This is a genomic window from Devosia sp. P3_B2 (assembly GCF_056402875.1).
In genome coordinates this window covers 1-26161 of record NZ_JBFUGO010000012.1, presented here as the reverse complement: position 1 = coordinate 26161, position 26161 = coordinate 1, and the positions used below count along the sequence as shown (strand labels likewise).

Here is a 26161-nt window from a genome sequence, read left to right as displayed (position 1 = left end):
TTCATATCCTGCGCCAGGTAGACGCAGGACGACGATGGCCCTTTCCGTGCCGCCCGCCATCGAGGCTGATTTCGGTGGGGTTATCCGCCTGGCCTCACGCGTCACAAGCGTTCGCGCGAGCGACAAGGAAGGCTGCTTCCCGCGCGTTGCGGCTGAGCTTGGCTGCTACCTCGAATTCGGCGCGGGCCTCGGCGCGGCGCCCGGCCCGAAACAGAAAGTCGCCCCGCGCTGCCGGCAGCGGCGCGTAGTTGCGCAGGGCCGGATCAGCGGCAATCTCATCCACCAGCCTCAGGCCCGCTTCGGGCCCGAAGGCCATGCTGTGGGCGATGGCGCGATTGAGATCGACCACCGGCGAGGGCATCACCTGGCGTAGCCGGTCATAGAGCGCGGCGATGCGGGGCCAATTGGTATCGGCCGCGCTGGGCGCGCCCGCATGGCAGGCGGCAAGCGCGGCTTGCAGCACGTAGGGGCCATCGCCGCCCAGCGTTTCGGCGCGGGCCAGCGCGTCGAGCCCCTGGCGGATCAGCAGCTGGTCCCAGCGGGTGCGATTCTGCTCGGTCAGCGGCACCGGTGCGCCATCGGGGCCGATGCGCGTCATGAGGCGCGATGCCTGGATCTCCATCAGGGCCAGGAGGCCATGCACTTCGGCATCGCCGGGCAGCAATGCGGCCAGCATCCGGCCCAGCCGTTGGCCCTCGAGGCAGAGGCCCGGCCGGACGAGATCATCGCCCGCCGTGGCCGCATAGCCTTCGTTGAAGATGAGGTAGATGACATCGAGCACCGAGGGCAGCCGCGCGGCCCGCTCGTCGCCCCTTGGCACCTCGAAGCTCAATCCTGCCTTGGCGATCGCCTGCTTGGCGCGAACGATGCGCTTGGCAATCGTCGCCTCGTTGGTGAGGAATGCCCGGGCAATCTCGTCCGTCGTCAGGCCGCCGATGACCCGCAGCGTGAGCGCGGCCCGCGCGTCGGCCGACAGCATGGGGTGGCAGGCGGTGAAGATAAGGCCGAGCAGCTCGTCGCCGAGATCATCGCTCATCGCCGCCTCGATCACCTGGGCGGCGTCGTCGGACGCCTCGTCCAGCGTCCGGGCGATTTCCTCGTGCTTGCGCTGGCGCATCCTGTCGTGGCGGATTGCGTCGATGGCGCGCCGTTTGGAAGTCGTCATCAGCCATGCGCCGGGATTGGCGGGAACGCCGGTCCTCGGCCACTCGGCAAGGGCAATCACGAGGGCGTCCTGCGCCAGCTCCTCGGCACGATCGATATTGCGCAGCAGCCGGGCGAGGCCCGCGATGAGCCTCGCCCGTTCAATGCGAAAGGTCGCTTCGATCGCCCGGTGTGCCTCGTCCGCGGTCATGCCTTGTTGTCGGCCAAGACCGCAGGGGAGACAAGCCGCCTAGCCAACGGATCTGGTCAGGCCGGCCGATAGACCTGCGCCACCATGCCCCCCGGGAAACGCCTTGGCGCTCACAAGCTTCAGCGGCAGGGGAGCCGCTAGGTCCGAGAACAGCGACAGGCCGTTGCCGAGGGCTATCGGGTGCACCGACAGGACGAACTCGTCGACCAGTCCTCGGGCGACGAGACTGCGGGCGAAGCCGACGCCGCCATGGGCGAGGATCGGCTTGCCCTCCCCTGCCTTCAGCTTGGCGATTTCCTCCTCGAGGTCGCCACCCAGCACATCCGCCTCAGCCCAGCTTTCGGCCCCGGGCAGCCGCTTGCTCTCTGTCGCCGCCTTCACGACTGCCGACCCCCGCTTGGAGAAGACCGCCTTGGGGATCTGGTTCATCGGCGGCGCGAACTCGATGGTGGAGGTCGGGTAGAAGGGCGCCATCACCTCGAAGCTCCGGCTGCCCATGATGTGCAGGCTGGCGTTCCAGGTGGTCGCTACGCCAAAGGCCACAGCTTCCGGATCACCGCCGTACATCCAGGTGTTCGTGCCCGCGAGGTCGCTCACGAGGCCATCCATCGACATGGACAGCTTCAGGATCAACTCTCTCATCACGCGACCCCGAGCTTGCCGCGCTCGCCGTCACGCGGCGTCGCCAGCTCCTCGGGCGTCAGGAACTCGGCCAGGTCCGCTGCCTCGAGGAACGGGCGGATCTCGACTTCGCTCTTGCCCGGCATGGGGTTGGGGTAGCGCTTCAGCCAGGCCACCGCCTCGTCCATGTCCTTGACCTCCCAGATCTGGAAGCCGGCGACCAGCTCGCGGGTCTCGGCGAACGGCCCATCGATGACCGTGCGCCGGTCGCCCTCGATGGTCATGCGCTTGGACTCGGCGCTGTTCTTGAGCCCGGCGCCGGCCACGAGGACCCCCGCCTTGACCAGCTCCTCGGTAAACCGGTCCATCGCCGCAAACGCCTCGGGCGTGGGCGCCTCGCCCTTTTCGCTGCCCTCGCTGGCCTTCCCGAACACCATCACACGCATCGATTGTCTCCTTTGTCAGAGCCGGCCCTGATCGGCCTAGCAATGGAACGACGAACGGGGCTTTCAGAAAAGGACACCGTCCCTGCGAATTTCTCGTCAGAGGAAATTGAGGCGGCCGCCGGTGTCCATCGCAATATCAGGGGATCTGCCTTGCGGCCGGTTTTGAATGTGGCGCTCGGGCTGATCCGCGTTAGGCTTGTGTTCGAGTTGAGCACCATCGGGGTCGAATCGGGAATGTCGTCAAGGGGATGGGAGGCACTTGCGCGGTGGGGTGATGACGTAGCGCGCATCGAACCCCTTACCGGCGGCGTGGCCAACGACGTGTGGAGCGTGCGGATCAATGGGCGGCTGGCGGTCGGTCGCCTCGGCAGCAGGAGCGACGCTGATCTCGCGTGGGAAACTGGGCTCATGCAGCACCTCGACCGCGCGGGTCTGATCGTGCCGGTGCCGATCCCGACCATCGACGGCCGGCTGTTCGCGGACGGCCTGGTGGTGATGAAATACATGGAGGGCGGACCGCCCGAGACGGCGGCCGACTGGCGTCGCGTCGCCGATACGCTGCGCCAACTGCATCGGTTGACGCTGGGCTGGCCGCAGCGCCCAGGCTGGCGATCATCGACCGACCTCCTCGTCGCCGAGACCGGAACGAGGATCGATCTCACCGCGATGCCGCCCGACGGCGTTGCGCGATGCCGAGCAGCGTGGGCGCGTCTCGCCGGACGTGAGACATGCGTTGTCCACGGCAACCCCAACAGTCCCGCCAATGTGCGCATGACTACGAACCAGGTCGCGCTGATCGACTGGGACGAGGCCCATGTCGACGTCCCCGACCTTGACCTGGGTTCTTTGCCCCACAACGCCGCCGGCCTCGATGACGCTGCTCGTGACATCGCCGGGCAAGCGTCGGCCGCGTGGGAAGCCGCCGTCTGCTGGGACGACGAGTACTCCATCAAGCGACTTGCCGAAGTTCGAGCGGTCTGAGCAGCGATAGCCGATGCGAGCCATTACGAGATGAAGCCGCACCCGCAGTTCAAGAACAGATCAATTCCCGCCGTCCGTACCCTGGGGGATCTCACGCTGAGGGCGCTCTCGATCAATGACCTCGAGAGAGACTTCAGCGCGGTCACGGAAAGCGCGGCCGATATCAAGGCCGCGAACCCAGGTTCGAAGTGGCCGGACGGCCTGACCAAGGAAAAGAACCTCGTCGATCTCGCCTGGCATCAGCGAGAGTTCGAGGCCCAGCGGAGCTTTGCGTGGGTGATCGAGAACACCGACGGGACGTACCTCGGGTGCCTCTATGTCTATCCATCGATCGCCGGCGAGGCATCGGCAGATGTCATCTGGTGGTGGCGCACGGGCGTGGCGGTTTCCAACCAATCCTTCCGGGCGCTTCTGCTGGAATGGCTGTCCGGCAATGATTGGCCGCGCCTCACCTACAACCTGCAGGACGAGTGAGCACCGCTACGGCGTCAGGGTAGCTTCGTAAGCCACCTGCATTTTGGCGAAGGCCGATACCTCGGGCGGCGGCGCTCCGAGGTGGATATGCCGCAACTCCTGCATGAACTCGGACCAGAGCTGCGGGCCGCCATCCTCGAGCACTTGTGCGCCCGTCGCGAGGTCTGCCGCCGGTAGTGTGTGACGCAGTCCCCAGCTGCCCATCACGGCCATCAGGGGCACGAGTTCGATCGCCTTCTCCGTCAGGCTGTAGACAACCCTCTGCTTGTGGCCCGGATCAGCACTGCGCGTGAGCAGCCCATTGGCGGTCAGGCGCTTGAGGCGGTCAGTGAGGATGTTTGACGCGATCCCCTCGATGCTCTCGGTGAGATAAGACCGAAAAGTGCGGCGACGGCCGCCGAACATACTGTCGCGCAGGATGATAAGGCTCCAGCGATCCCCGAAGGTCTCAAGCGTATTGTTGATCGGGCATCCCGCGCGTCGGTAGCTCATCGCATCCATCCGCCAAAACTGGTTGCAAAATAGAGGTGGTTCCGGGCCGAGACCGACTGTTAGCACAGTGTTCGGCGCAAATGAACGCGGTCCCGGCGGACCGCCGCCAATCGATTGGAGCCAGCGCATGGCAAAGCTCGTCTTTGGAATGAACCAGTCTCTGGATGGCTATGTCGACTACACCGCGTTTGCACCAAGCCCCGTGCTTTTCCGCCACTTCATCGAACAGGCGCAGAGCAATGCGGGGAGTCTCTACGGTCGCCGCCTCTACGAGATCATGCAGTATTGGGACGAAGACCAGGCCGATTGGGGGGCGGACGAACGCGACTTCGCGGTGGCATGGCGGCGTGCGCCGAAGTGGGTGGTGTCGAGAACGCTGAAGTCGGTCGGTCCCAACGCCACGCTCGTCGGCCCTGACCTCGAGGCGGCGGTGCGCAACCTCAAGGCGGAGCATGATGGGGTGATTGAAGTTGGCGGACCGGTCCTGGCGCGGAGCCTGACCGAGCTTGGGCTCATCGATGAGTATCGTATCTACCTTCACCCCGTGGTGCTCGGGTCCGGCGACCCCTTCTTCGCCGGCCCCCGGCCGCCGCTCCACCTTGCCGCCAGCGAGCAGGTGGACAACGACGTGATCCTCCTGACCTACGTGCCGGCCTGAGGAGGCGTGAGCGATGCTGAGCTGGCAGGTGGGCCGGGTGAAGATCACCCGCATCGTCGAAATGGATTTGCCGGTGCCTGTCGAGTTCATGCGAGGAGCGACGCCTGAGGCGCTGCGCAAGTTGCCGTGGCTCTATCCGCACTTTGTCAGCGCGGACGACGGCACGCTCAACCTCAGCGTCCACGCGCTGCTGGTCGAGGCTCCAGGGCTAAGGCTGGTGGTGGACACCTGCGTCGGCAACGACCGGCCGCGCGAGTTCACCGGTGGTGAGGCCCTGTCGACGCCGTTCCTCGAGCAGCTTGGCGAGGCGGACTGGTCGCGCGACAGTGTCGACGCCGTGGTATGCACGCATCTCGATGTCGACCACATCGGCTGGAACACCATGCTCGAGAACGGCAAATGGGTGCCGACCTTCCCTCGGGCGAGCTATCTCATCGGCCGGCAGGAATACGATTTCTGGAAGGGCGTCGACGAAGCCGAACAGGTGACGGCGATGGCAGACAGCATCAAGCCGATCTTCGAGGCCGGCCTCGTCCAGCTGGTGGAGCAGGACCACGTGATCTCGCCGGAGATCCGGCTCGCGCCGTCCATCGGCCACACGCCCGGCCATGTCAGCGTGATGATCGAGTCCGAGGGCCAGCGGGCGGTGATCACCGGCGACATGACCCACCACCCATGCCAGATGGCGCATCCCGACTGGATGCTCGCGGACGTCGACCCCAAGACCGCCGTGCTCACCCGCTCGCGCCTGTTTGCCGAATGGGCCGACCAGCCGATCCTCGTCATCGGCACCCACTTCGCGGCCCCCACCGCCGGCCACATCGTCCGCGACGGCGACGCATTCAGGTTCGTGGTGTGAGGGCCTTCGCTTTCCGGCGCTGAACGGTTGTTGTGGACATCGTGCCACTCCTGCGCCGCTGCGCCTGTGGAACGTGGAGAATCTCTTTGGTACTCCTTCGCGGCCGGTGCACTGTACATTCGCTTGGGCTGTGGAGGGAAATCGTGCTCGCGAGATCAATTGCATTCGTGGTGGCATCATTCTTGATGATCACCGGTGCGCTCTCTCAGGATGGAGCGCGTGCCTATCATCTGCTTCCTGAAGGCACCGACATCATCAGCTTGACTGCGACGGGCCTGCACACGGAACTTCCCTCTGGCGTGTACGATGTGGGCGTCGTGACGCCATCGTATCGGCAGTCGATCAACGTGTTCGGAAACGCCGGCGCCATTCTGATCGGCATGCCGATTGGCGGCTTGTCCGGCTCCCTCATGGGGGGCGTCATCGAGCAGAGCACTGGCCTCGTCCAGGGCGATCTCTTCGTGGGCGGCGTGTTGGGGCTCGTCGGGTCGCCATCGCTCTCGCCGATGGATTTCGTCCAGTACAAGCCAGGTTTTCGCGCCAACCTTGCCGCAAAGCTGTTCCTGCCGACCGGGGCCTATGACTCGGACCAGTTCGTGAACCTGGGACAAAACCGGTGGTCGCTGCAGGCCAGCGTGCCTATCAGCTACGTGCTGGCAGACTCGATGATCGACCCCGAGCTGATGACGTTCGAAATCGTCCCGTTCGTGCAGATCTTCGGTGACAACGAGGATACGCCCGGCCCGATCACTGTGACCAGCCAGGAGCCGATATGGGGGCTCGAGGGCCATATCACCCGCAACTTCAGCCCGACCGTGTGGGCTTCCCTCGACGGTGCCTACATCGCCGGCGGTGAGACCTCGTTCGACGGCGTCGCGCAGGGTGACGCACTGGAGACGCTTGCGCTCGGGGCAACACTCGGCCTGTCGCTTAGTCCGTCCGTTGCGCTGCGGTTGAGCTACGAGGAGTTCGTCTATTCAAGCGACCCGGATACGGCGGCCCGCGGCTTCAAGGCCACCTCGTCCTTCCTCTTCTAGCTCAGACCCGCATCTTGGCGCGGGCATAGGCGTTCGGCAGGTCGTCCATCACCGTTCGCCCGCCATATTCCGGGGCGCGACGGCGTTCTTCGGCGATGAACTCGTGGAAGCTCGGGCCGGTGGCGCCGGCTTCGAGCTGGCGCGACTGGCGGTCGAGGCGCTTGATCGCATCGAGCTCCTCGTCGCGGCCGAGCCTCGCCTTGCCCACCGCTGACTTCAGCACGCGGATGGTCTCGTCGTAGACCTTGAGCGGCACCGGGAAGGGATGGCCGTCCTTGCCGCCATGCGCCATGGCAAAGCGGGCAGGATCGGCGAAGCGGTGCGGCGCGCCGTGCACCACTTCGGCCACCTGCGCCAGCGCCCGCACGGTGCGCGCGCCGACGCCCGGCACCAGCAGCAGTTCGGTGAAATCGGTGGGTGCGCGGTCGGCCGCCGCGGCGAGGCTGCCGTGCAGCCGGCGCAGCATCACGTCCTTGGGGCGGATATCGTGATGCTCCGGCATCACCAGGTGCGGCAGCATCAGCTGGTCATCCGCCACCGGCGCCGGCTCGACGATCCCCTCGAGGCGGCCAACCTCTCGCACGATGGCATCCGGCCCCATGCCGCCCAGGATATCAACCTGCGAGGTCCGCGAGCGCGCCGCCCGCACGTCGGTCAGGTTGACGATCGTCCCCTGGCCCGCCCCCTCGATCGCCGCATGTGGCTGCTCGACAAAGCTGCGTAACCCCTCGGAGCGCCAGTGATAGCGCCGCGCGGTCTTGGCATCGCCCTTCATCCCCTGCTGCACCACCACCCAATGCCCATCATCGGCAACGATGAAGCCGTGGAGGTAGAGCTCGAACCCGTCCTGCACCGCGGCGCTGTCGACCTTCGCCACCAGCCGGCTGGCCTTGGCCAGCGCCGCGCCATCGAAGCCGACGCGGTTGCCGATCGCCACCAGTTCATCGGGGGTCTTCCGCGAATGCCGCCCGCGCCCGCCGCAGACATGCAGCCCAAGTTCGCGCTCCAGCGGCCGCAACCCGCCCTTCAGCGCGCCGATGACGCTGGTCGTGATGCCCGAGGAGTGCCAGTCCATGCCCATGACGGCGCCGAACGACTGGAACCAGAATGGATGCGCCAGCCGGCTCAGCAGCTCGTCCCGGCCATATTCCATGACGATCGCCTGGCAGATCACCGCCCCGAGCCGCGCCATCCGCTCGCTCAACCATTTCGGCACCCGCCCGCCATGCAGCGGCAGATCGGCGCTTCCGCCTCGATTGGCCATCGGTCAGTTCCTTCGTTCGATGGAACCTTACCACAGGAACAAACAGGAAACAAACCACCTCGCGATGCGTGCCGACCCGACCCCTAAGGGGACAGGAGGGGCGGTCAGCTCGCACCGGTGCAAGCCGTCCCTAGAATTTGCCCGACAACGTGAACTTCACCGCATGCGCCGAGGCCTCGCCGCCGAACTGCCCCTGATAGCCGAGATCAAGGCTCACCCCAGGTGCGAGCTCGGTGCCGAACCCTGCATCCAGCAGCAAGGCGGTATCGCCGATCCCCGCCCCCGTCACCGTGAACGGCGAACCTCTGTCGAAGCCGTGCGTCGCCGACGGCTGGTCGCCTGCCATGTGCTGCATCCCGACCATCCCCCTGGCGTGCACCACCACCCCGTCGCCGAGCGTAAAATCCTGGGCCGCCTTCAGCCCGGCGATCAGCACCGCAGCGCCAAGATCGCCCGAGGCGCCGGCAAGCGCTGCGTCGCCACCGCTCTCACGGTAGCTGCCGCCCGATTGCCCGATCAGTGCCGCGCGCACGAACGGCGTCAGCGTCGCCTCGCCGAGTTCGAACGCGTAGCCGAGTTCGCCAAACAGCTGCGCCGTGGTGGTGGTGTAATCCGCGGTCAGCGTCTCACTGAAGCCGACAAAATCAGGCATGCGGGTCACCGACAGCTGGTGCGAGGCCATGGCCGCGCCAAATGCCACACGCACCTCGCCCAGCGCCGCGCCGCCATAGACGCCGAGCTGGTAGCTCGCCGCCTCGGCCCGCGAGTCCCGCTCCGGCAGGTCGACGGCCACCCCGCCGATCCCCGCCAGCACACCGAGGAACACGTCTCGGCTCACCACTCCATCGACGCCAACCAGCAACCCGCCCGTGCCGTAGTCCAAACCGGCGGCATTGCCGTCGCCCTCCACCGTGCCGCCGGCGCCATAGCTGCGGACCCAGATGTTGCGTGCGCCGACCTGGCTTTCGGCAATCGCCGCGAACGCCGCATCGACCCGATCGAAGGCTGCGTCGCGCGGATGCCGGCTGGCGTCGAGCAGCACCCGCAGCGTTGAAGCATGGATCTCGCCCGAGAGGTCATCGAACGGGCGTTTAGGCGATCGCGGGGAGGTTCGTGATCGCCGAAACGCGCAACCACACCTCGCCGGGTGTGTCGTAATCGAGCACGAATTCGAGGAAGGCGGAGTCGTCGACCACGGCGGTGAAGCCGCCCGCAACGCCCCCAGCGGTGAGGATCTGATAGCCGCTGCCGAGTGCGTAGGAGCCGGAACCGGTGGTGACGCTCACCGTGCCGCCGCTCAGCGTCGCGACGCCTGAAACGGCGAGCTTCCCGGCAACGGCCGCCGGGGTGACTCCGACCCTGAAGGTGCTGCCGCCCTCGTTGCCATAGGTGCCGGTAACGTTGACCGTGCCAGCCGTCAGGTCCATTGTGCCGGCATTCTTCACCGCGCCGACCAGCGTCCCCATGCCCTTCACCGTCCCCAAGGCGCGAATGTCGATGCTCGGGCTGGTCAGCGTACCCTGCACGTTCAGCACGCCCGCCTGCACCTCGGCACTGGTGGTGAAGGCACCGGCATTGCTGATGCTCCAGGCGCCGCCCTGCATCGAGAACGTCTCGAAACTGAGGAATTTCGCGAGGCTCTCGCTGCCGCTGCCCAGCAGCACCAGGTTGTCCGTGCCGGTGCCGCCCTGCACCAGCCCATTCAGCACCGAACCGGTGTCGAGGTTGAGGGTCCGGGCATAGTTGCCGCTGAAATTGATGGCGTTGAGCGCACCGGTGATGGTGCCCGAATTGGTCACTGTCCCCGCGCGGGCGAGATAGAGTCCATCGCCCGCCGCCGACTTGATGGTGCCTGAATTGAGGAAGGTGCCGCCGCCGGTCGCCTCCACGGCCTTGGAGTTGGCGTTGCTGCCGGTCGACTGGATGGTCCCGGCATTGGTGAAGGTCAGGATCGCGGTGGCGCTGGCATAGACGCCGTTGTAGCCGCCCTTGATGACCGCGCCGGCCGTGTTGGTGATGGTGCTCGGTCCGCCCTGCACGAATACGCCGGTCGAGAAGCCGGTGAGCCGGGTGTTGATGATGCTGCCCGAGTTGATGACGGTGCGCTCGGTGCCCTGCCCAATCGACACTGCGTTGCCGGCGCTGTTGCCGGTGATGACGCCGGTCGCCGTATTGGCGACGGAGCCACCGAACTGCAGCAGCACCAGGTCGCCGCCGGAAACGACCTGGGTGATGGTGCCGGAGTTGGTCACGATACCGGGACCGACTCCCGGGTTCCCCCCGCTCGGGAACTTGCCGATGCTGATGGCGCTGCTGGTGGCATTTATCGTCGCGCCCTGCGCGTTGACCACCGTGCCGCCGCCGACCAAGGTGATGGAGTTGCCGCCGGTGAGCGTGCCCAGATTGGTGACGCTGGAGCCGGCGCCGTCGAGCTTGATCTGTCCGCTGACGCTGCCATTGTTGCTGAGCGTCCAGGTTCCGGTCCCGCCGACGGCCGGCGCGCCGCTGACCGACACGCCGGAGAGGATGTCGACGGTCGTGCCGGCATAGAGGTTGAGGTTCACCCCGGTCGTGACATTGGCGGCGATGTCGACGTCGGCCGCCCGCACCGGCGCCAACGCCACTCCAAGCGACAGCTCAATCGCGATCGCCACGGCGAACGCGCGCCGCGCTGCCCCCTTCGACTGATGCATCCCCAGCTACCCACGTCCGGCCAACCGGGTCGAGACTAGGAGGGCCGCCGCCCGCGTCGTAGCTGGTCACTCGGGGCAGGAGGGGGCAACTCGGGGGCTAGGCCGGGGCAACTCGGGACATGGTTCAGCGGTAGGGCGTCATCCACCCGAGCCCCTCGCTGGTCCCGGCCAGTGGGCGGTACTCGCAGCCGACCCAGCCGCCATAGCCCAGACGGTCGAGCTCGGAGAGCACGAAGCCATAGTTGATCTCGCCGGTGCCCGGCTCATGCCGGCCGGGCGTATCGGCGATCTGGATGTGGCCGATCCGGTGCTTGAGCCTCTCAAAGGTCGGCACCAGGTCGCCGGCCGTCACCTGCTGGTGGTAGATGTCGTACTGGATCAACAGGTTGTTCGAACCCACCGCATCCAGCACCCGCTCCGCGTGGCGCGCGGTGGAGAGATAGAAGTCCGGAATGTCCCGCGTGTTGATCGGCTCGATCAGCAGGTTCACCCCGGCCTCGGCAAAGCGTGGCGCCGCGTACCTTAGGTTCGCGACGAAGGTCACCTCCAGCATGTCAGTCGGCACGCCCGCCGGCGCAATCCCGGCAAGGCAGTTCACCCTGGGGCAGCCGAGCACCCGCGCATAGCTGAGCGCCACGTCGACACCAGCACGAAACTCGTCCACCCGATCCGGATGGCAGGCGATGCCCCGCTCGCCACCGTCCCAGTCACCCGCCGGCATGTTGAACAGCGCCTGTTCGAGGCCGTGCGCGGCGAGCAACGCCGCCAGTTCCTCTGCCTCCGCCACATAAGGCACCGCATATTCCACCGCCCGAAAGCCATCAGCCGCGGCCGCGGCAAAGCGGTCGAGGAACGGCAGCTCGGGATAGAGGAACGACAGGTTGGCGGAGAATTTCGGCAAACGCGGCACCTCGACGGGCCCGCGAAATTGCCGCCCTCCGGCGCGCCGGGAGAGCGCGTCGGAGGACATTTTCCGGGAGGACCCCCAGAAAAGCTAGACCAAAAGCCGGGTCGGGTCAGACCTTCACGCGGATCATCTGGTACGAGTAGGGCGCCAGCTTCACGCTCAACGTCTTGCCGTCGACCTTGGCGCCCGAACCCTTGGCCGGGGCGACGTTGGTCTGGGCGGTCGCGGTGTTCACCGCGCGCAGATTCTCGTGGGTCATCACCTGGTGGTCGATCACGGTCGCAGCGCCGAAGCCTTCGAGGCTCAGGTCCACATCGATCGATTCCGTGGCGTGGCGGTTCACCGCGAAGAAGCTGATGGTGCCGTCTTCCTCGTTGTGGACGCCCGAGACGTCGACATAGCCGATATTGTCGCCATGCACGGAGTCGTAGCCGGGCGACTTAACATTGAGCTGCAGCGTCGTGCCACGGCCGAACACCGAGGCGAAGTAGTAGGGGTAGTAGATGGTCTGCCGCCAGGCCTGCCCTTTGGGGTCGGTCATGATCGGCGCGATCACGTTCACCAGCTGCGCAATACAGGCGAGCTTCACCACGTCGGAACGGCGGATGAAGGTGTTGAGGATCAGGCCGACCTGCAGCACGTCCTCGAAGTTATAGATGTCTTCGAGCAGGCGCGGCGCATGCGGCCAGCCGCCATTGCCGTCGAGGATGACGCGGTCCTGCTTGTTGGAGTGGTACCAGACGTTCCACTCGTCGAAGCTGATATAGACGTTGTGCTTCGAACGCTTCTTCGCCTTCACGAAGTTGATGGTCGAGGCGACCGTCGCGATGTAGCCGTCGAGCTTTTCGTTGAGCGCCAGGTAGTTGGCGCTGTTCTTGGCCAGCACGTCCGGGCCGGCGCCGTCGAGCAGGGCCTGCTCGTTCTCGCGGTTGGCGAAGTACATATGCAGCGAGATATGGTCGACGTTGTCGTAGGTGTGCTCGAGCACCTCGCGTTCCCAATCGGGATAGGTCGGCATGTTGGCGTGGGACGAACCGCAGACGATCAGCTCGAGCTTCTTGTCGAAGGCGCGCATGGTCTTGGCGACTTCATTGGCCAGCCGGCCGTACTCGTGCGCGGTCTTGTGGCCGACCTGCCAGGGGCCGTCCATCTCGTTGCCGAGGCACCAGAGCTTGACGTTGAACGGGTCGGCGCGGCCGTTCTTCTTGCGGAGGTCCCCCCAGTACGAACCGGTCGGGCCGTTGACGTATTCGAGGAAGTTGCGGGCGTCGTCGAGGCCGCGCGAGCCGAGGTTGATGGCGAGCATCATCTCGGTGTCGACGAGGTCGCACCAGTCGGCGAATTCGTGGACGCCCACGGCGTTGCTGTCCGAGGTGTGCCAGGCGAGATCGAGGCGGGTCGGGCGCTGCTCGCGCGGGCCGACACCGTCTTCCCAGTTATAGGCCGAAACGAAGTTGCCACCCGGATAGCGGACCATCGGCACCTTCAGCTCGCGCACCAGCTGGGCGACGTCGCCACGCATGCCGTTCTTGTCGGCGGTCTCGTGGCCGGGCTCGTAGATGCCGGTGTAGATGGCGCGCCCGAGGTGTTCGAGGAACGCGCCATAGACGCGATCGTCGATCTTCGAAATGGTGTAGTCCTTGTGCGCCGTGACCGTCGCCCGCATCGGCTCCTCCTATGTCACCCGTTTTGGTGATTTATATCGTCTAGCTTGATATGGAACCGACGGCGACGCGTCAAGGGGGCAGAGCCACCGGCAGAAGTTCATGGTCCAGGCGTGGACTTTGGGCCGGTTTAGGCCAGTCGAAAGCCTGCTATTCGGTCTCGATCCGGAGCACGATGTCCTGATCGTAGTTGCCGAAGCCACGGCCGAAGATGTTGATGCCGCCCGGGTGCTTGGCATCCTCCTTCACCCCGATCCTGAGCCGGATCGAGTGGTGGGTATCGAGATCGAGGTCCTTCAGCGACACCGGCGAGATCTTCATGCCATCGACATAGGTGCCCGAGCCGTTGACGCGGAAGCTCTTCAGCTTGCCGTACTGGCTGCCCTTCAGCTTCCACCAATCCGGGGTGTAGACGCCACGCTTGTCGCCGAAATCGCCGGGCGAGGTCCACGTGCCGATGTCCTGGCCGTTGACCCCGACGGTGATGTCCGATGGCCAGTCGGCGCTGGTGCCCGGCACCTCGGAGCTCAGTTCGATGGAAAACTCCATCGAGTTGATCTTCTGCTGCGCCAGCCTTGCATTGTTGGGGAACTGGTACTCGACATAGCCGCGGGTAAACCAGATCAGCCCGGTTTTCATGCGCTCGGGGTCGAGGAAAGTGTCGGGCACGTCGAGCAGCCCGATGATCCCCTCGGTGGAGCACAACCCGCACGGCGCCGAGACTTCGCAGCTGGTATAGAGCCCCAGCGGCATCGCCACTTCGATGACATTGGCCTTGAGCGGGCGGATGTCTTCCTTGAACATCACCAGCACTTCGTCGAACAGGCTGTGGCAGATCTTCTGGTTGCCCTTGCGTGCCTTCTGGGTCTCGGTGCGCACCAGCCCGGCCTCGACCAGCGTCTGCATGTTCGAGCTGACCGTCGATTGCGGCTGCTGGAGCTTGGCGGCGATGTCATTGACGTTCATCGCCCCTTCGATGTGGAGGAGCTTGAGGATGGCCACGCGCACTTCGGAGGCCAGCGCCTTCAGCACCTCGGGCCTCTCCTCAGGGTCGATAAGCAGGAAGTTGCGGCTCATGAGTCGTGGCGCCCCCAAAAACGCAGAGGGCGTTTGTATCAGGAAGTTCGGTACAGTCAAACGATGGGCTGCTGCCGGTGCCGGCTCAATCGGTGTGGAACACCTCGTCCACCGAGGCCCACCATTCGCCGTCCTTGCGGGTCTCGAGTGGCTGCTGCATCGGCATGCAGACCGACCACCACTCCTGGGTCACCGGGTCGGCAGCCATCGCCGCCATGTCGGCCTCGTAGTCGGTGCCGACATACTCGAAATACGAGAACAGCAGGTTTTCCGGCTGCTTCAGGAAGATCGAGTAGTTGCGGATGTTGGAGTTCCTGATCTGCTTCAGCACATCCGGCCACACCGCGGCATGCACCCGCACATAGTCGGCTACCGCCTCGGGCTTCAGCCCCAGCACCGCCCCATAACGCTTCATTTGCAATATCCTCCTCAAATATGCCGTGCGGCAGGTGCCGCTTATTGATCACCCGCGGCGTTGCGAAATCTCCTGGCCGCTGGCGATCAGCATCTGCAGCACTACGTCGCCACTGGGCGCGGTCTTGACGTCGAGCCGCTCCGAATAGGGGCAGGTGAACACCGCGAGCACCCGGCCCATCGGCCCGAGGATCGGCACGGAGAGGTTGTTCACGCCCGCGATCTGCAGGCTCTGCATGTTCTCGAACCCTTGCTGACGCACCCGCGTCAGGCGCTCCTCCAGGGCCGGGGTCAGTTGCTCCGGCTGGTCCTGCTCGTCGAGCATCAGGCGCCGCTCGTCGGCAGCAGCGAAGGCGAGAAGCACGTGCCCCGAACCGGTATTGATCAGGCTGATGCGCGAGCCGACTCGCACCGACACATTCCAGTAGCCCGGCCCGTCGACCTGCGCCGCCACCACCAGGTTGCCGCGATCGTAGGTGGCGAGATGGCAGGCCTGCTCGGCATCGCGGGCGAAGCGGCGCATCACCGGCATGGCCTGGCTCAGCAGCCGCTGCAGCGGTGGCCGCGCGTGGGCAAGCTCGAACAGCTTCAGCGTCACCTCGTAGCGATCGGCCGGGGTGCGGCGGACGAAGCCGCGATGCACCAGCCGGTCAAGCATGCGATAGATCTCGTTGGGCGACCGGTCGAGCGCCTTGGCGATCTCGGCCTGGCTGAGGCTTTCTTCGGTGGCCGCCAGCAGTTCGAGGATATCGAGGCCCTTGTCGAGGGCGGGCGCGCGGTACTTCTCCAGATCTTCGACCTGAACCATGCCCCCTCCGTTCGGCGCGATTGACGCCGCAAACCCCTCGTGCTTACTCACGAATAGTCTTTTCACATATGCACAACAAGCCGGATTCAGCCGGTGCGCGAGACTGCTGGAGGGAACCATGGCGCGGATCGCGCGGGTCGAAGTGCAGATGGTCGACCTCGTCCCCAAGGTGAAGCGGGTCGACGCCATCCAGTCCTTCGTTTCGCAGGAAACCCCGATGGTCCGGATCACGGACAGCGACGGGGTCACCGGCACCGGCTATAGCTACACGATCGGCACCGGCGGGCATTCGGTCATTGAGCTGCTGAAGCGCACGCTGGTCCCCGCAATCGTTGGCCGCGAGGCGCTGGAGATCGAAAGGATCTGGCGCGACCTGCTCTTCCTCACCCACGCCACCACCACGGGCGCCATCACCTCCATCGCACTGGCTGCGATCGATACGGCGCTTTGGGATTTGAAGGCGCGGAGACTCGGGCTGCCGTTGCACATCCTTGCCGGCGGCGCACAGGATGCCATCCCACTCTACACCACCGAGGGCGGGTGGCTGCATCTCGAGGAAGCAGCCCTGATCGAGGATGCGCTGCGCGCCAAGGCCGACGGATTTGGCGGCTGCAAGCTGAAGGTGGGGCGGCCGATCCACGAGGACGTGCGGCGTATCTCCGCGGTGCGCGAGGCGGTGGGGCCCGGTTTCGAAATCTTCACCGACGCCAACCAGCGCTTCAATGTCGACGAGGCGATCCGCCGGGCACGCGCCTACGAACCGCTGGATATCGGCTGGTTCGAGGAGCCGCTGACCGCCGAGGACATTTCTGGCCACGCGCGGCTGGTCGACCATACGTCGATCCCGATCGCGGTGGGCGAGAGCCTCTATTCGGCGATGCATTTCCGCGAGTATCTCGAGCGCCACGCCTGCTCGATCGTTCAGGTCGATGTCGGTCGCATCGGCGGCATCACGCCGTGGCTGAAGGTCGCCCACATGGCCGAGGCCTTCAACATCGCCGTCTGCCCGCATTTCCTCATGGAGCTGCATGTCGGGCTCTGTGCCGCCATCCCCAATGGCCGCTGGGTCGAGTACATTCCGCAGCTAGACGAATTGACGACTGAACGGATGACCATCCGGGATGGTAAGGCGATCCCGTCTTCGAAGCCGGGCCTCGGCATCGCATGGGACCTGGACGCCATCGAGCGGATGACCGTCGAAGGCTCGCATTCGATCCATCTCTAGGAGCGCCGCCGTGCCGATTGTTGGAAGCGAGCCAGCCAGCCTAGAGCGGAGCTTCGGCAGGGAAGCGTTCGGCGCCGACCCCGCGAACTATCACAGCGCCCGGCCGCCCTATCCGCAGGCGACGTGGGAGGCGCTCGTGCAGGGGGCCGGCCTGCGTGCCGGCATCGATATTCTCGAGATTGGCGCCGGCACCGGCCTCGCGACACTGCCGCTGCTGGCACATGATCCGGCGCGGCTGGTGGCGATCGAGCCGGATCGTCGCCTCGCCGGCTTTCTCACCAAGGCCGCCGACGATCCACGCCTCACGGTGATCGACGAGACATTCGAGGATGTGGAACTGCGGCCCGCGTCCTTCGACCTAGTGATCAGCGCGACCGCGTTCCATTGGCTCGACCCCGTTCCGGCGCTCAAAGGCATCAGCGACATGCTGCGAGATGATGGCGCCGTGGCGCTGATCTGGAACGACTTTGGCGACGCCGGCCGTCCTGATCCGTTCCACGAGGCCACAGCACACCTGTTCGAAGGACACCGCGTCAGCGCGGGTAATGGTTCGGGCAGACTTTCGTTCGCCAGCGACGCCGACGCCCGTCTCGCAGATTTTGACGCGGCAGGGTTCGTTGCAGACGAGCCGCAGTTCCTGCGCTGGACGCACGCCCTCGACCCCGGAGGGGTACGCGCGCTCTACTCCACCTATTCCAACGTGACGGCGCTGCCTGCGCTCGAACGGGTGCGCCTTCTCGACGGCCTCTTCGAGATCGCAGCCACGCAATTCGATGGCCGCGTCGAACGCAACATGACCACCGCCATCTACACCGCTAGGCACGCGCCGGACGCGCACCTCGCTGCCTGAGACAACAAGCAAGAACTGGAGCAACCCCATGGCCGACATCAGCGGCAAGATCGTCCTCATCACCGCCGCAGCGCAGGGCATCGGCCTCGCTTCGGTGCATGCCTTCGTCAAGGCCGGCGCCAAGGTCATCGCCACCGACGTCAATGCCGCCAAGCTGAAAGAGCTCGACGGCACCCCGGGTGTCACCACCCGCGTTCTCAACGTGCTCAGCACTGAAGAAGTGAACAAGGCCGTGGCCGAGATCGGCCACATCGATATCCTGTTCAACTGCGCCGGTGTGGTGCACTCGGGCAATGTCATGGAGATGCAGGACAAGGACCTCGAGTTCGCCTTCGATCTCAACGTCTGGGCGCAGATCCGCGCCATCAAGGCCGTGCTGCCGCAGATGCTGGAACGCGCCGATGGCTGCATCATCAACATGGCGACCGTTGCCTCGTCGGTGAAGGGCGTCCCCAACCGCGCCGCCTACACCATCTCGAAGGCGGCAGTGGTCGGGCTCACCAAGTCGATCGCCGCCGACTACACCGCCAAGGGCATCCGGGTGAACGCCATCTGCCCCGGCACTGTGGATTCGCCGTCGCTGCATGAGCGCTGGCACGCCACCGGGGATTTCGAGGCAGCCAAGAAAGCCTTCATCGCCCGCCAGCCGATCGGCCGCATCGCCCAGCCGGAAGAGGTCGCCGACCTCGCCGTCTACCTTGCTGGCGCGACCTACACTACCGGCCAGACCCACATCATCGATGGCGGCTGGACCGCGTAAGCGTCCCATAACGTGTAATGATCAAGCGCCGCGGCCTTGGGGTCGCGGCGTTTTCGCATCCGTCAGTCGTCGTCAAAGCCCTTGGCGACAGGAGCCCGGCACACTCCGGCGGTTTCCAGCTGATGGGCGATCCTGAGGCAGACGTCCTCGCGCCAAGGGGCCGCGATCACCTGCACGCCGAGCGGCAGGTCCGCGCCATCGAGCCACACTGGCACCGAAACCACCGGCAGGCCGATGAAGGAGATCGGCTGGGTGAAGATGCCCATGTTGGGCCGCACCGGCAGCTCGACGCCGCCGAACATCGCGGTCTTCTGGCCGAGCAGCGGTGCCTTCATCGGCGTGGAGGGCGCGAGGATGGCATCGACGCCGTCGAACAGCCGCAGCACCTTCTCGCGGAACACCCGGCGCAGCTTTTGCGCCCGCTCCACCCACACCGCCGGCAGCATGGCGCCGGCGAGCAGGCGATCGCGCACCTCGGGGTCGAAGTCGTCCGGCCGTTGCCGGAGCCGGTCGAGATGCAGCGCCGCGCCTTCCGCCATGGTGATGATGAACGCCGCTGCTCGTGCCGCCTGGGCGTCGGGCAGGGTGACGGTCTTGGTCACCTCGAGCGCCTTCGCCACCTTCTGCACATGCGCCTGCGCCTCGCTGGAGCCGAGGAAGTAGTCGCCGGCCACGGCGATACGGAGCCCCGGAAGCGGGTTCTTCAACCGCGCCACCGTCGGTTCGTTCGCCCGCTTCGATTGCGCCGGATCGGCCTCGTCGAACCCCTGCATCACGTCATAGGCCAGCGCCAGGTCGCGGGTCGAACGGCCGAATGGGCCGAGATGATCGAGGCTGGCGACGAAAGGAAAGCTGTGCGCCCGGCTCAGCCGACCATAGGTCGGCTTCAGCCCGAACAGCCCGCAGAGCGAGGACGGCACGCGGATCGAGCCATTGGTATCCGAGCCCAGGCTCAGCGGCACCAGCCCGCCGGCCACCGCGCTCGCCGAACCGCCCGAGGATCCACCCGACATCCGGTCCAGCGCGTGTGGGTTGCGCGACGGGCCGTCGTGGACGTTCTCGCCGGTGAAGTCATAGGCATACTCGCCCATGTTGAGCCCGCCGAGTAGCACGGCGCCCGCCGCCTCCATGCGAGTGATCAACGTCGCGTCGCGCGTCGCTGGCGGGTTGTCGCGGTTGATCTTCGAGCCGGCGCGCGTCACCACGCCCTCGATGTCGAACAGGTTCTTGACCGCGAACGGCACACCGGCGAGTGGGCCGGGGTCCATGGCGTTCCTGATCTTGCCGTCGATCAGTTCGGCCTGCTCCAGCGCCCGCGCCGCTGTTACGTCGGTAAAGGCGCCGAGCATCGGGTTGTGCTTTTCGATGCGGGCTAGCGCCGCCTCGGTCACGGCACGTGCCGTTGTGGCGCCGCTCTTTACGGCCTCGGCAATTTCGGCGGCGCCGGCGGTGGCCTTCATGGGCGATAGACCGGCGCGGGTTCGGCGTCGTCATCGAGCTTTACCTGCTCGACCAGCGCCGCCATCTTCGATGCGGTCTTCAGGTTCAGCTTGATGCCGGCACGATGCTCGGGGGCGATCCGCAGTTGCAGCAGCGGCGCCGCAGCATCGATCAGCGCATCGGCATCGAAGGGTTTGTAGGCCATGTCGCGTGACGCCTCAAATCGACCAGCCGAGAGCGGCCCCCCGCTCTCGAAATGCCGGCCGGAAATAATCCTCACACGACAGCACCTTGCGCGGCAATCATCTTGATCGTCGCACTGACGCGAGCGCGAATGACTGGTTTCACCACAACTGACATGTTAGCTCTCGTTACGAGGAAACGGCCGGGAAACCGGCAACGAGGGAACCCAAGTGAATCAGATCGATCTGAACGGGCAGGTGGCCGTGATCACCGGCGGCGCCTCCGGCTTCGGCCTTGCCTGCGCCAAGCGTTTCATCGCCTCCGGCGCCAAGGTCAGCCTCTGGGACCGCGACGCCGAAGCGTTGAAGGTTGCGGTCGGTCTGCTCGGTGCCGGCGCCTCCAGCAAGACCGTCGACGTCACCGATTATGATGGGCTCGCCGCCGCGCATGCCGCGGTGGAGAGCGAGGTCGGGCCGGTCTCGATCCTCCTCAACTCGGCGGGCATCGCCGGCAAGAACGCGCCGCTCGACGAATATGGGCTCGACGAATGGCGCAGGGTCATCGAGGTCAACCTCAACGGCACGTTCTACGTCAACCGCGTCGTCATCCCCTCGATGAAGGCCCGCAATTACGGCCGCATCGTCAACATCTCGTCGGTCGCCGGCAAGGAAGGCAACCCCAACGCTGCCGCCTATGCCGCCTCGAAATCCGGCGTGCTCGGGCTGGTGAAGGCGCTGGGCAAGGAAGTCGCCAAGTACGACATCGCGGTCAACGCCATCACCCCGGCAGTTGCCAACACGGCGATCCTCAAGGACGTCAGCAAGGAATTCATCGAGTACATGCTGAGCCGCATCCCGCGCGGCCGCTTCCTCGAGGTGGACGAGCTCGCCAACATGGTTGCTTGGCTGGTGAGCAAGGAGAACAGCTTCACCACTGCCTCGGTGTTCGACCTCAGCGGCGGAAGGACGACCTACTGATGACCATCCGGCACTGTGTCTTCGTCAAGTTTCGCGCCGACGTTCCTGACGCCGAGAAGCGGGGCATCTATGAACAGCTCGCGGCGCTCGGCGAGCATCTCGAGCTCGATGCCATGAGCTACGGGCCGAATATCTCGCCCGAGGGCCTGCACCAGGGCTTCGTCGACGGCTTCACCATGGATTTCCCGGACGTGGCGGCGCGCGATGCCTACCTAGCCGACGGCAAGCACAAGGAGGCTGGCGCGCGGCTGGTAGCCGCCCTCGAAGGCGGTCGCGACGGCCTGTTGGTGTTCGACATCGAGGTCTAGGCGAACCGCGTGATCGAATGCGCCGCATAGCGCTCGTCCGCGGCTTCGGCGACGAGTTCGCCGATCATGATGGCGGTCTTGGCCGACTGGCTCAGCCCGTAATGGCCGTGCCCGACAGCATAGAACACGTTCGGGTGCCTGCCGGAGCGCGAGATCACTGGCACCGAATCCGGCACTGACGGCCGATGCCCCATCCACGGGTTGGCCTCTGCCCCGGCGAGTTCGGGCAGCACCGCGCCGGCGATCTCGGCCATTTTCTTCCAGCGCGAAGGGTTCGGCGGCAGCTCAGTGCCGCCCAGTTCGGTCCAGCCGCCGAGCCGCAGGCCTGGGGTCAACGAGGTTGCCACGACGCCGCGGTCGCTCAGCACCAGCGGCCGGTTGATGGCCGCCTGCCGCCCGGGGAAGGTCAGGTTGTAGCCGCGTTCGGCCTCCACCGGCAGGTGCTCGTCCAGCCCATCGGCCAGCGGCCGAGACCAGACACCGGCGGCAATCAGCGCTGCGTCGAACGGTGTTGCGCGACCATCCGCGACCAGCTCGACGCCCTCGCCCGCCGGCGCGACCGCTGTCACCTCGACGCGCTGGTGCGTGATACCGCGCGCCAGCCCAGCCTCGAACAGGCCGGTCACCACCTCGAATGGATCGGTGACGATGGCCCAGTCGTCCGACAGCACGCCGCGCGGGAAGATTGGCGCAAGGTGCGGCTCGAGCTCGCGGATCGCTGCCCCGTCGACGAAGTGCGAGGCAAAACCCTCGGCGATCCGCCGCTTCCAGTGCGAGCGCGAGGCGTTCCAGCTGGCTTCGCTCTCATAGAGGTAGAGCGCCGGCACCCGCTTCAGCATGTGGCCGATGCCTGCCCGGCCCCACAGCGCCTCGGTGTCCTCGACCGCGCCGCGGTTCATGCCGATCAGCGCCTGAATGCCGCGCTCGTAGGCATCGCCATAGCTGGCGCGCCAGAAGCGCCAGAGCCACGGGGTGATCTTGCCGAGATAAGCCGGCGGCACCTTCAGTGCCCCCTCGGGATCGGCGAGCATCCGCAGGCCGGTGAGCGCGATGCCCGGTTCTGCCAGCGGGAAAATGCCGGAGCCGACAACATGTCCAGCGTTGCCGAAGCTTGGCCCGGTGCGTCCGGGCTCCGCCCGATCGTAGAGCGTGACGCGATAGCCGCGCTCGTTGAGCACATAGGCGGCGCTGGAGCCGATGATGCCGCCGCCGATGACGGCAATGGTCGAGCCTTGAGCGAGTGGTTTCATCAGTTCAACAGATCGAACGCGTCGCCCCAGGTGTCGGCCACGGAGTAGCCATGCGGATAAGGGTCGGACGGATCCCAGCCCACCTGGTGGATACCGTGGATCCAGCCACGCCCCGCAATGGTCGGGATGATCGCCGACCGGCCCGCGACGCTCGCGTCGGCGGAATAGGAGACCTCGAAGGTCGAGTCGATGATCGAGCGCGCGGTGAACTTGTCGCCGAGCTTCGCTTCGCCGCGCGCCGCCGCCACCGCAAGGCGCGCTGAATTGCCGGTGCCGCAGGGCGAGCGGTCAATGCGGCCGGGCGGCAGGATGGTGGCGCCCTTCAGTTCGCCCGCAGCATTGCGGCCGGTGAACATGGTGTAGGAGATGCCGCGGATCGCCTCGATCTCCGGATGCCGGATATCGAGCTTCTGGTTGATGGCGCGATGTACCGCCGTGCCAGCCTCGACGAGGCGCTTCGCCATATCCGGCCGAATTTCGAGGCCCAGCTGCGCGGCGTCGATCAGCCCATAGAAGATGCCGCCATAGCCGATATCGACCTTCACTTTGCCCAGCCCCTCGACCTCGACCACCACATCGAGATCGTAGGCGAAAGACGGGTTCATGGTCAGCGTCACCCGCTCGCACTTACCGTTGCGGCAGTGCGCGCGCGCCGTGACCAACCCGGAGGCGGTGTCGATCCGCACAATGGTCTCGGGCTCGGTCATCGGCAGCATGCCGGTCTCGAGCAGCACCGTGGTGAGGCAGATCGAGTTCGAGCCGCTCATCGCGTGCGCCTTGTCACCCTGCAGCACGAGGAAGCCGATATCGGCATCCGGCCGGGTGGGCGGAAAGATCAGGTTGGTGCTCATCGCCGCGGCGCCACGCGGCTCGAACACCAGGAAGCGGCGGAGGCTGTCGTCCACCTCGTTGATATGCCGCAGCTTGTCGGCGATGGTCGCGCCGGGCACGTCGATCACCCCACCGGTGACGACGCGGCCGACCTCGCCCTCGGCATGCGCCTCGACCATGGTCACGGTTCTCTGCCAGCGCATCCGTCGCTCCGTCTCTACTCAGCTAGCCCTAGCGCAAAGCACTCGCGCCCCGCAATCAAGTTGTCGACAATCTGCATTCACTGCGGCTCCTTGTAGCGGCCGGACCCGAACGCGCGCCGGTCGGCAAGTCAAGTGGCATCGCGATCTGACAACGCGTGATCCCGGGCGTCGAGCTTTCGACAGTATCGTGAACGGCCGCAAAGTTCTCATTTTGTCCCACGGCCGATTCGATTAGTGTGGCGCGCCTGAAGATGGGAAACGAGATGTCCGAATACGTTATCGCGCCGCCGCCGCAGCCTGCCGTCCCCGTCGCCGGTGGCGGCCTCTATCCGGTGCGCCGCATCTATTGCGTGGGCCGTAACTATGCCGAGCATGCGCGCGAAATGGGCCATGACCCCCATGCGGAACCACCGTTCTTCTTCTCCAAGCCCGCCGATGCGCTGGTGATCAACCGCGCGGATTCGCCCTATCCGCCGCAGACCGACAACTACCACCACGAGATCGAGCTGGTCGCCGCCATCGGCACCGGCGGCAAGAACATCGCCGTCGCCGATGCGATGAGCCACGTCTGGGGCTATGCCGTCGGCATCGACCTCACCCGCCGCGACCTGCAGGCCTGGGCCAAGAAGGGTGCGAAACCCTGGGAAGTGGCAAAGGGCTTCGATCATTCGGCTCCCATCGGCACGCTGGTCCCGGCCAAGGGCATCGCTGCGCCCCTGACAGGTGCTATCGAACTCCGCGTCAACGGCGAAACCCGGCAGTCGGCCGATATCGCCGACATGACCTGGGACGTCGCCCACGTGATCGCCGAATTGTCGAAGTACTTCGAACTCTTCCCCGGCGACCTGATCTTCACCGGCACTCCGGCCGGCGTCTCCGCCGTAGCGAAAGGCGACCTGCTCGAAGGCTCGATCGCAGGCATCGGAACCGTCACGGTGCGCATCGCCTGATGGAGTGGTCGCCGCAACAGGATGAAGCGCTGCAGGCGGTGTCGCGCTGGCTGAAGGAGAAGGACGGCCCACAGGTCTTCCGCCTGTTCGGCTGGGCAGGCACCGGCAAGTCGACGCTCGCCCGCCATCTTGCGCAAGGCGTGAAGTCGGTGAAGTACGCCGCCTTTACCGGCAAGGCGGCGATGGTGATGCGCAAGTATGGCGCCCGCGGTGCCTCGACCATCCACTCGCTGATCTACGCCTTGGTGTCGGAGAAGGACGGCGAGCCGAAATTCGCGCTCGACCCCGAGAGCGAGGCGCTGACCGCCGACCTCATCGTCATCGATGAAGTCTCGATGGTCGACGAGCAGCTCGGCCGCGACCTCCTCAGCTTCGGCACCAAGGTGCTGGTGCTGGGCGATCCGTTCCAGCTCCCGCCGGTGCAGGGTGCCGGCTTCTTCACCGCCGACGAGCCCGACTATATGCTCACCGAAATCCACCGGCAGGCGGCGGACAATCCGATCATCCGCATGTCGATGGAGATCCGCGAGGGCGGCTATCTCGAGCACGGCCGCTACGGCGAAAGCCTCGTCATCCCGCGCTCCGACGTCGACCGCGATGCGGTGATGGAGGCCGACCAGGTGCTGGCCGGCCGCAACAAGACGCGCGTCGCCTACAACGACCGCATCCGCGAGATCAAGAACCTGCCCCGGCACGAACCGGTCTCCGGCGACCGCCTCGTCTGCCTGCGCAACAACCCGATCAAGAAGCTGCTCAACGGCCAGATCTGGACCGCCGCCGAAGTCAAGAAGCGCTCCAACGCCCGCTATTCGATGACGCTCGATCCGGACGAAGTCACCGGCGCCAAGGTGACCCAAGCCAAGGTCGTCACCCACGCCGCATTCTTTTCCGGCGAAGAAGATCAGCTGAGCTGGCCCGAACGCCGCCAGTACGACGAGTTCACCTTTGGCTACTGCCTCACTGTGCACAAAGCCCAGGGCAGCCAGTGGGACAACGTCTACCTGTTCGACGAAAGCTACGTCTTCCGCGAGGACCGGCAACGCTGGCTCTACACCGGCGTCACCCGCGCCAGCGAGAAGATTACTGTCGTCAGCTAGGCTGCTGCGACTTTGCGGTAACACCTTGTCGGTATTTCGTTTCCCGGGTTGCGACCGCTTCTGCTCGGCCGAAGCGATAGCGCCACACCCCGTCCCACGCACCGCCGGAGCGTGTTGCGCCCCCCACCCTTGATCCCTCCCCGCAACGGGGGAGGGAGACAACTGCCGCATCAAAGAAAATCTGCACCCAACTTATCCCCCCACTCCTACACCATGCGATTCTGCCCCCGTCACCCACACGGGCGCGGTCGCGTACGGACGGTCGGTGGGGCGACTTCGGTGCTGGGGGAGCCGTCCCCTGGCGGCCGCGGCTATGGGCACCCGTCCACCGTTTCCGT

The 26161-nt window shown here is 65.8% G+C and carries 28 protein-coding genes; 12 read left to right on the top strand and 16 right to left on the bottom strand.

Features of this window, described 5'->3' with window-relative positions:
- Positions 1 to 94: 94 nt before the first annotated feature.
- Genes AC1DV8_RS17895 through AC1DV8_RS17885 form a run of 3 tightly spaced genes read right to left on the bottom strand, consistent with a single transcriptional unit; the run spans position 95 to position 2421 of the window.
- Positions 95 to 1354: an RNA polymerase sigma factor gene (locus AC1DV8_RS17895; protein WP_477158371.1), complete on the bottom strand. Its 1260-nt coding sequence runs from the start codon at positions 1352 to 1354 to the stop codon at positions 95 to 97.
- 39 nt (positions 1355 to 1393) lie between these two features.
- Positions 1394 to 1996, bottom strand: a complete 603-nt coding sequence (locus tag AC1DV8_RS17890) for a dihydrofolate reductase family protein (protein WP_477158370.1) — start codon at positions 1994 to 1996, stop codon at positions 1394 to 1396.
- Positions 1996 to 2421, bottom strand: coding sequence for a YciI family protein (locus tag AC1DV8_RS17885; RefSeq protein ID WP_477158369.1), 426 nt, complete (start codon positions 2419 to 2421; stop codon positions 1996 to 1998). The genes AC1DV8_RS17890 and AC1DV8_RS17885 overlap by 1 nt, the downstream gene beginning before the upstream one ends.
- Positions 2422 to 2655: 234 nt before the next feature.
- On the opposite strand from AC1DV8_RS17885, the gene AC1DV8_RS17880 reads away from it, so the two are divergent.
- Together AC1DV8_RS17880 and AC1DV8_RS17875 are read left to right on the top strand one after the other, a co-directional pair.
- A complete protein-coding gene (locus AC1DV8_RS17880) occupies positions 2656 to 3402 on the top strand; it encodes a phosphotransferase enzyme family protein (RefSeq protein WP_477158449.1) in 747 nt (248 codons plus the stop codon).
- A 30-nt stretch (positions 3403 to 3432) separates the two neighbouring features.
- Positions 3433 to 3876 carry a hypothetical protein gene (locus tag AC1DV8_RS17875; RefSeq protein ID WP_477151951.1) on the top strand — a complete coding sequence of 148 codons (444 nt, stop codon included), beginning with the start codon at positions 3433 to 3435 and terminating at the stop codon, positions 3874 to 3876.
- Between the two features lie 6 nt (positions 3877 to 3882).
- Here the strand turns inward: AC1DV8_RS17875 and AC1DV8_RS17870 are convergent, their stop codons facing one another.
- Positions 3883 to 4368, bottom strand: a complete 486-nt coding sequence (locus AC1DV8_RS17870) for a winged helix-turn-helix transcriptional regulator (RefSeq protein WP_477158368.1) — start codon at positions 4366 to 4368, stop codon at positions 3883 to 3885.
- A gap of 127 nt (positions 4369 to 4495) precedes the next feature.
- On the opposite strand from AC1DV8_RS17870, the gene AC1DV8_RS17865 reads away from it, so the two are divergent.
- The 3 genes from AC1DV8_RS17865 to AC1DV8_RS17855 all read left to right on the top strand — a co-directional run bounded on the left by AC1DV8_RS17865 (position 4496) and on the right by AC1DV8_RS17855 (position 6922).
- On the top strand, positions 4496 to 5026 hold the full coding sequence (locus tag AC1DV8_RS17865; RefSeq protein ID WP_477158367.1) for a dihydrofolate reductase family protein: 531 nt from the start codon (positions 4496 to 4498) through the stop codon (positions 5024 to 5026).
- Between the two features lie 13 nt (positions 5027 to 5039).
- Positions 5040 to 5885 carry an MBL fold metallo-hydrolase gene (locus tag AC1DV8_RS17860; protein ID WP_477158366.1) on the top strand — a complete coding sequence of 282 codons (846 nt, stop codon included), beginning with the start codon at positions 5040 to 5042 and terminating at the stop codon, positions 5883 to 5885.
- A 185-nt stretch (positions 5886 to 6070) separates the two neighbouring features.
- Entirely contained in the window at positions 6071 to 6922 is an 852-nt protein-coding gene (locus AC1DV8_RS17855; RefSeq protein ID WP_477158365.1) for a transporter, read from the top strand.
- A gap of 1 nt (position 6923) precedes the next feature.
- Here the strand turns inward: AC1DV8_RS17855 and AC1DV8_RS17850 are convergent, their stop codons facing one another.
- The 8 genes from AC1DV8_RS17850 to AC1DV8_RS17815 all read right to left on the bottom strand — a co-directional run bounded on the left by AC1DV8_RS17850 (position 6924) and on the right by AC1DV8_RS17815 (position 15749).
- Complete coding sequence (locus AC1DV8_RS17850; protein ID WP_477158364.1) at positions 6924 to 8186, bottom strand: DUF763 domain-containing protein; 1263 nt, start codon at positions 8184 to 8186, stop codon at positions 6924 to 6926.
- Between the two features lie 130 nt (positions 8187 to 8316).
- Positions 8317 to 9249 (bottom strand): autotransporter outer membrane beta-barrel domain-containing protein, encoded by a 933-nt coding sequence (locus AC1DV8_RS17845; RefSeq protein ID WP_477158448.1) that lies wholly within the window; start codon positions 9247 to 9249, stop codon positions 8317 to 8319.
- A 28-nt stretch (positions 9250 to 9277) separates the two neighbouring features.
- Positions 9278 to 10879: a beta strand repeat-containing protein gene (locus tag AC1DV8_RS17840; RefSeq protein WP_477158363.1), complete on the bottom strand. Its 1602-nt coding sequence runs from the start codon at positions 10877 to 10879 to the stop codon at positions 9278 to 9280.
- Positions 10880 to 11003: 124 nt separating this feature from the next.
- Entirely contained in the window at positions 11004 to 11780 is a 777-nt protein-coding gene (gene hyi / locus AC1DV8_RS17835) for a hydroxypyruvate isomerase (protein WP_477158362.1), read from the bottom strand.
- A 115-nt stretch (positions 11781 to 11895) separates the two neighbouring features.
- On the bottom strand, positions 11896 to 13452 hold the full coding sequence (gene arfA / locus AC1DV8_RS17830) for an arabinosylfuranosidase ArfA (RefSeq protein ID WP_477151960.1): 1557 nt from the start codon (positions 13450 to 13452) through the stop codon (positions 11896 to 11898).
- 148 nt (positions 13453 to 13600) lie between these two features.
- Positions 13601 to 14527: an ArsR/SmtB family transcription factor gene (locus AC1DV8_RS17825; RefSeq protein WP_477151961.1), complete on the bottom strand. Its 927-nt coding sequence runs from the start codon at positions 14525 to 14527 to the stop codon at positions 13601 to 13603.
- A gap of 85 nt (positions 14528 to 14612) precedes the next feature.
- Entirely contained in the window at positions 14613 to 14942 is a 330-nt protein-coding gene (locus tag AC1DV8_RS17820; protein WP_477151962.1) for an L-rhamnose mutarotase, read from the bottom strand.
- Positions 14943 to 14990: 48 nt separating this feature from the next.
- Positions 14991 to 15749, bottom strand: a complete 759-nt coding sequence (locus AC1DV8_RS17815; RefSeq protein WP_477151963.1) for an IclR family transcriptional regulator — start codon at positions 15747 to 15749, stop codon at positions 14991 to 14993.
- 118 nt (positions 15750 to 15867) lie between these two features.
- On the opposite strand from AC1DV8_RS17815, the gene AC1DV8_RS17810 reads away from it, so the two are divergent.
- From AC1DV8_RS17810 to AC1DV8_RS17800, 3 genes are read left to right on the top strand one after another with little or no spacing between them, the layout of a single operon-like run.
- Complete coding sequence (locus AC1DV8_RS17810) at positions 15868 to 16974, top strand: mandelate racemase/muconate lactonizing enzyme family protein (RefSeq protein WP_477158361.1); 1107 nt, start codon at positions 15868 to 15870, stop codon at positions 16972 to 16974.
- Positions 16975 to 16984: 10 nt separating this feature from the next.
- On the top strand, positions 16985 to 17824 hold the full coding sequence (locus tag AC1DV8_RS17805; protein WP_477158360.1) for a class I SAM-dependent methyltransferase: 840 nt from the start codon (positions 16985 to 16987) through the stop codon (positions 17822 to 17824).
- 28 nt (positions 17825 to 17852) lie between these two features.
- On the top strand, positions 17853 to 18584 hold the full coding sequence (locus AC1DV8_RS17800; RefSeq protein WP_477158359.1) for an SDR family oxidoreductase: 732 nt from the start codon (positions 17853 to 17855) through the stop codon (positions 18582 to 18584).
- A gap of 62 nt (positions 18585 to 18646) precedes the next feature.
- On the opposite strand, the gene AC1DV8_RS17795 is transcribed toward AC1DV8_RS17800, so the two are convergent.
- Positions 18647 to 20044, bottom strand: a complete 1398-nt coding sequence (locus AC1DV8_RS17795; RefSeq protein WP_477158358.1) for an AtzE family amidohydrolase — start codon at positions 20042 to 20044, stop codon at positions 18647 to 18649.
- The gene (locus AC1DV8_RS17790; protein WP_477151968.1) at positions 20041 to 20229 is read right to left on the bottom strand and encodes a DUF4089 domain-containing protein; all 189 of its coding nucleotides are present in this window, start codon (positions 20227 to 20229) and stop codon (positions 20041 to 20043) included. The genes AC1DV8_RS17795 and AC1DV8_RS17790 overlap by 4 nt, the downstream gene beginning before the upstream one ends.
- A gap of 208 nt (positions 20230 to 20437) precedes the next feature.
- Here AC1DV8_RS17790 and AC1DV8_RS17785 point away from each other — a divergent pair, with 208 nt between their 5' ends.
- Together AC1DV8_RS17785 and AC1DV8_RS17780 are read left to right on the top strand one after the other, a co-directional pair.
- Entirely contained in the window at positions 20438 to 21184 is a 747-nt protein-coding gene (locus AC1DV8_RS17785; RefSeq protein WP_477158357.1) for an SDR family NAD(P)-dependent oxidoreductase, read from the top strand.
- Entirely contained in the window at positions 21184 to 21492 is a 309-nt protein-coding gene (locus AC1DV8_RS17780; RefSeq protein ID WP_477151970.1) for a Dabb family protein, read from the top strand. The genes AC1DV8_RS17785 and AC1DV8_RS17780 overlap by 1 nt, the downstream gene beginning before the upstream one ends.
- Here AC1DV8_RS17780 and AC1DV8_RS17775 read toward each other — a convergent pair.
- Both AC1DV8_RS17775 and AC1DV8_RS17770 read right to left on the bottom strand, forming a co-directional pair.
- On the bottom strand, positions 21489 to 22742 hold the full coding sequence (locus tag AC1DV8_RS17775; RefSeq protein WP_477158356.1) for an NAD(P)/FAD-dependent oxidoreductase: 1254 nt from the start codon (positions 22740 to 22742) through the stop codon (positions 21489 to 21491). The genes AC1DV8_RS17780 and AC1DV8_RS17775 overlap by 4 nt on opposite strands.
- Positions 22742 to 23776 (bottom strand): proline racemase family protein, encoded by a 1035-nt coding sequence (locus tag AC1DV8_RS17770; RefSeq protein ID WP_477158355.1) that lies wholly within the window; start codon positions 23774 to 23776, stop codon positions 22742 to 22744. Before AC1DV8_RS17770 ends, AC1DV8_RS17775 begins: the two co-directional genes overlap by 1 nt.
- A gap of 263 nt (positions 23777 to 24039) precedes the next feature.
- Between AC1DV8_RS17770 and AC1DV8_RS17765 the strand changes: the two genes are divergently transcribed.
- Entirely contained in the window at positions 24040 to 24726 is a 687-nt protein-coding gene (locus tag AC1DV8_RS17765) for a fumarylacetoacetate hydrolase family protein (RefSeq protein WP_477158354.1), read from the top strand.
- Complete coding sequence (locus tag AC1DV8_RS17760; RefSeq protein ID WP_477158353.1) at positions 24726 to 25823, top strand: ATP-dependent DNA helicase; 1098 nt, start codon at positions 24726 to 24728, stop codon at positions 25821 to 25823. The genes AC1DV8_RS17765 and AC1DV8_RS17760 overlap by 1 nt, the downstream gene beginning before the upstream one ends.
- Positions 25824 to 26161: the final 338 nt, after the last annotated feature.

Coding starts and splice junctions, on each gene's coding strand:
- AC1DV8_RS17895 (WP_477158371.1), bottom strand. CDS start 1,354: ATGACCGCGGACGAGGCACACCGGGCGATCGAAGCGACCTTTCGCATT.
- AC1DV8_RS17890 (WP_477158370.1), bottom strand. CDS start 1,996: ATGAGAGAGTTGATCCTGAAGCTGTCCATGTCGATGGATGGCCTCGTG.
- AC1DV8_RS17885 (WP_477158369.1), bottom strand. CDS start 2,421: ATGCGTGTGATGGTGTTCGGGAAGGCCAGCGAGGGCAGCGAAAAGGGC.
- AC1DV8_RS17880 (WP_477158449.1), top strand. CDS start 2,656: ATGTCGTCAAGGGGATGGGAGGCACTTGCGCGGTGGGGTGATGACGTA.
- AC1DV8_RS17875 (WP_477151951.1), top strand. CDS start 3,433: ATGAAGCCGCACCCGCAGTTCAAGAACAGATCAATTCCCGCCGTCCGT.
- AC1DV8_RS17870 (WP_477158368.1), bottom strand. CDS start 4,368: ATGAGCTACCGACGCGCGGGATGCCCGATCAACAATACGCTTGAGACC.
- AC1DV8_RS17865 (WP_477158367.1), top strand. CDS start 4,496: ATGGCAAAGCTCGTCTTTGGAATGAACCAGTCTCTGGATGGCTATGTC.
- AC1DV8_RS17860 (WP_477158366.1), top strand. CDS start 5,040: ATGCTGAGCTGGCAGGTGGGCCGGGTGAAGATCACCCGCATCGTCGAA.
- AC1DV8_RS17855 (WP_477158365.1), top strand. CDS start 6,071: ATGATCACCGGTGCGCTCTCTCAGGATGGAGCGCGTGCCTATCATCTG.
- AC1DV8_RS17850 (WP_477158364.1), bottom strand. CDS start 8,186: ATGGCCAATCGAGGCGGAAGCGCCGATCTGCCGCTGCATGGCGGGCGG.
- AC1DV8_RS17840 (WP_477158363.1), bottom strand. CDS start 10,879: ATGCATCAGTCGAAGGGGGCAGCGCGGCGCGCGTTCGCCGTGGCGATC.
- arfA (WP_477151960.1), bottom strand. CDS start 13,452: ATGCGGGCGACGGTCACGGCGCACAAGGACTACACCATTTCGAAGATC.
- AC1DV8_RS17825 (WP_477151961.1), bottom strand. CDS start 14,527: ATGAGCCGCAACTTCCTGCTTATCGACCCTGAGGAGAGGCCCGAGGTG.
- AC1DV8_RS17820 (WP_477151962.1), bottom strand. CDS start 14,942: ATGAAGCGTTATGGGGCGGTGCTGGGGCTGAAGCCCGAGGCGGTAGCC.
- AC1DV8_RS17815 (WP_477151963.1), bottom strand. CDS start 15,749: ATGGTTCAGGTCGAAGATCTGGAGAAGTACCGCGCGCCCGCCCTCGAC.
- AC1DV8_RS17810 (WP_477158361.1), top strand. CDS start 15,868: ATGGCGCGGATCGCGCGGGTCGAAGTGCAGATGGTCGACCTCGTCCCC.
- AC1DV8_RS17800 (WP_477158359.1), top strand. CDS start 17,853: ATGGCCGACATCAGCGGCAAGATCGTCCTCATCACCGCCGCAGCGCAG.
- AC1DV8_RS17795 (WP_477158358.1), bottom strand. CDS start 20,044: ATGAAGGCCACCGCCGGCGCCGCCGAAATTGCCGAGGCCGTAAAGAGC.
- AC1DV8_RS17790 (WP_477151968.1), bottom strand. CDS start 20,229: ATGGCCTACAAACCCTTCGATGCCGATGCGCTGATCGATGCTGCGGCG.
- AC1DV8_RS17780 (WP_477151970.1), top strand. CDS start 21,184: ATGACCATCCGGCACTGTGTCTTCGTCAAGTTTCGCGCCGACGTTCCT.
- AC1DV8_RS17775 (WP_477158356.1), bottom strand. CDS start 22,742: ATGAAACCACTCGCTCAAGGCTCGACCATTGCCGTCATCGGCGGCGGC.
- AC1DV8_RS17770 (WP_477158355.1), bottom strand. CDS start 23,776: ATGCGCTGGCAGAGAACCGTGACCATGGTCGAGGCGCATGCCGAGGGC.
- AC1DV8_RS17765 (WP_477158354.1), top strand. CDS start 24,040: ATGTCCGAATACGTTATCGCGCCGCCGCCGCAGCCTGCCGTCCCCGTC.
- AC1DV8_RS17760 (WP_477158353.1), top strand. CDS start 24,726: ATGGAGTGGTCGCCGCAACAGGATGAAGCGCTGCAGGCGGTGTCGCGC.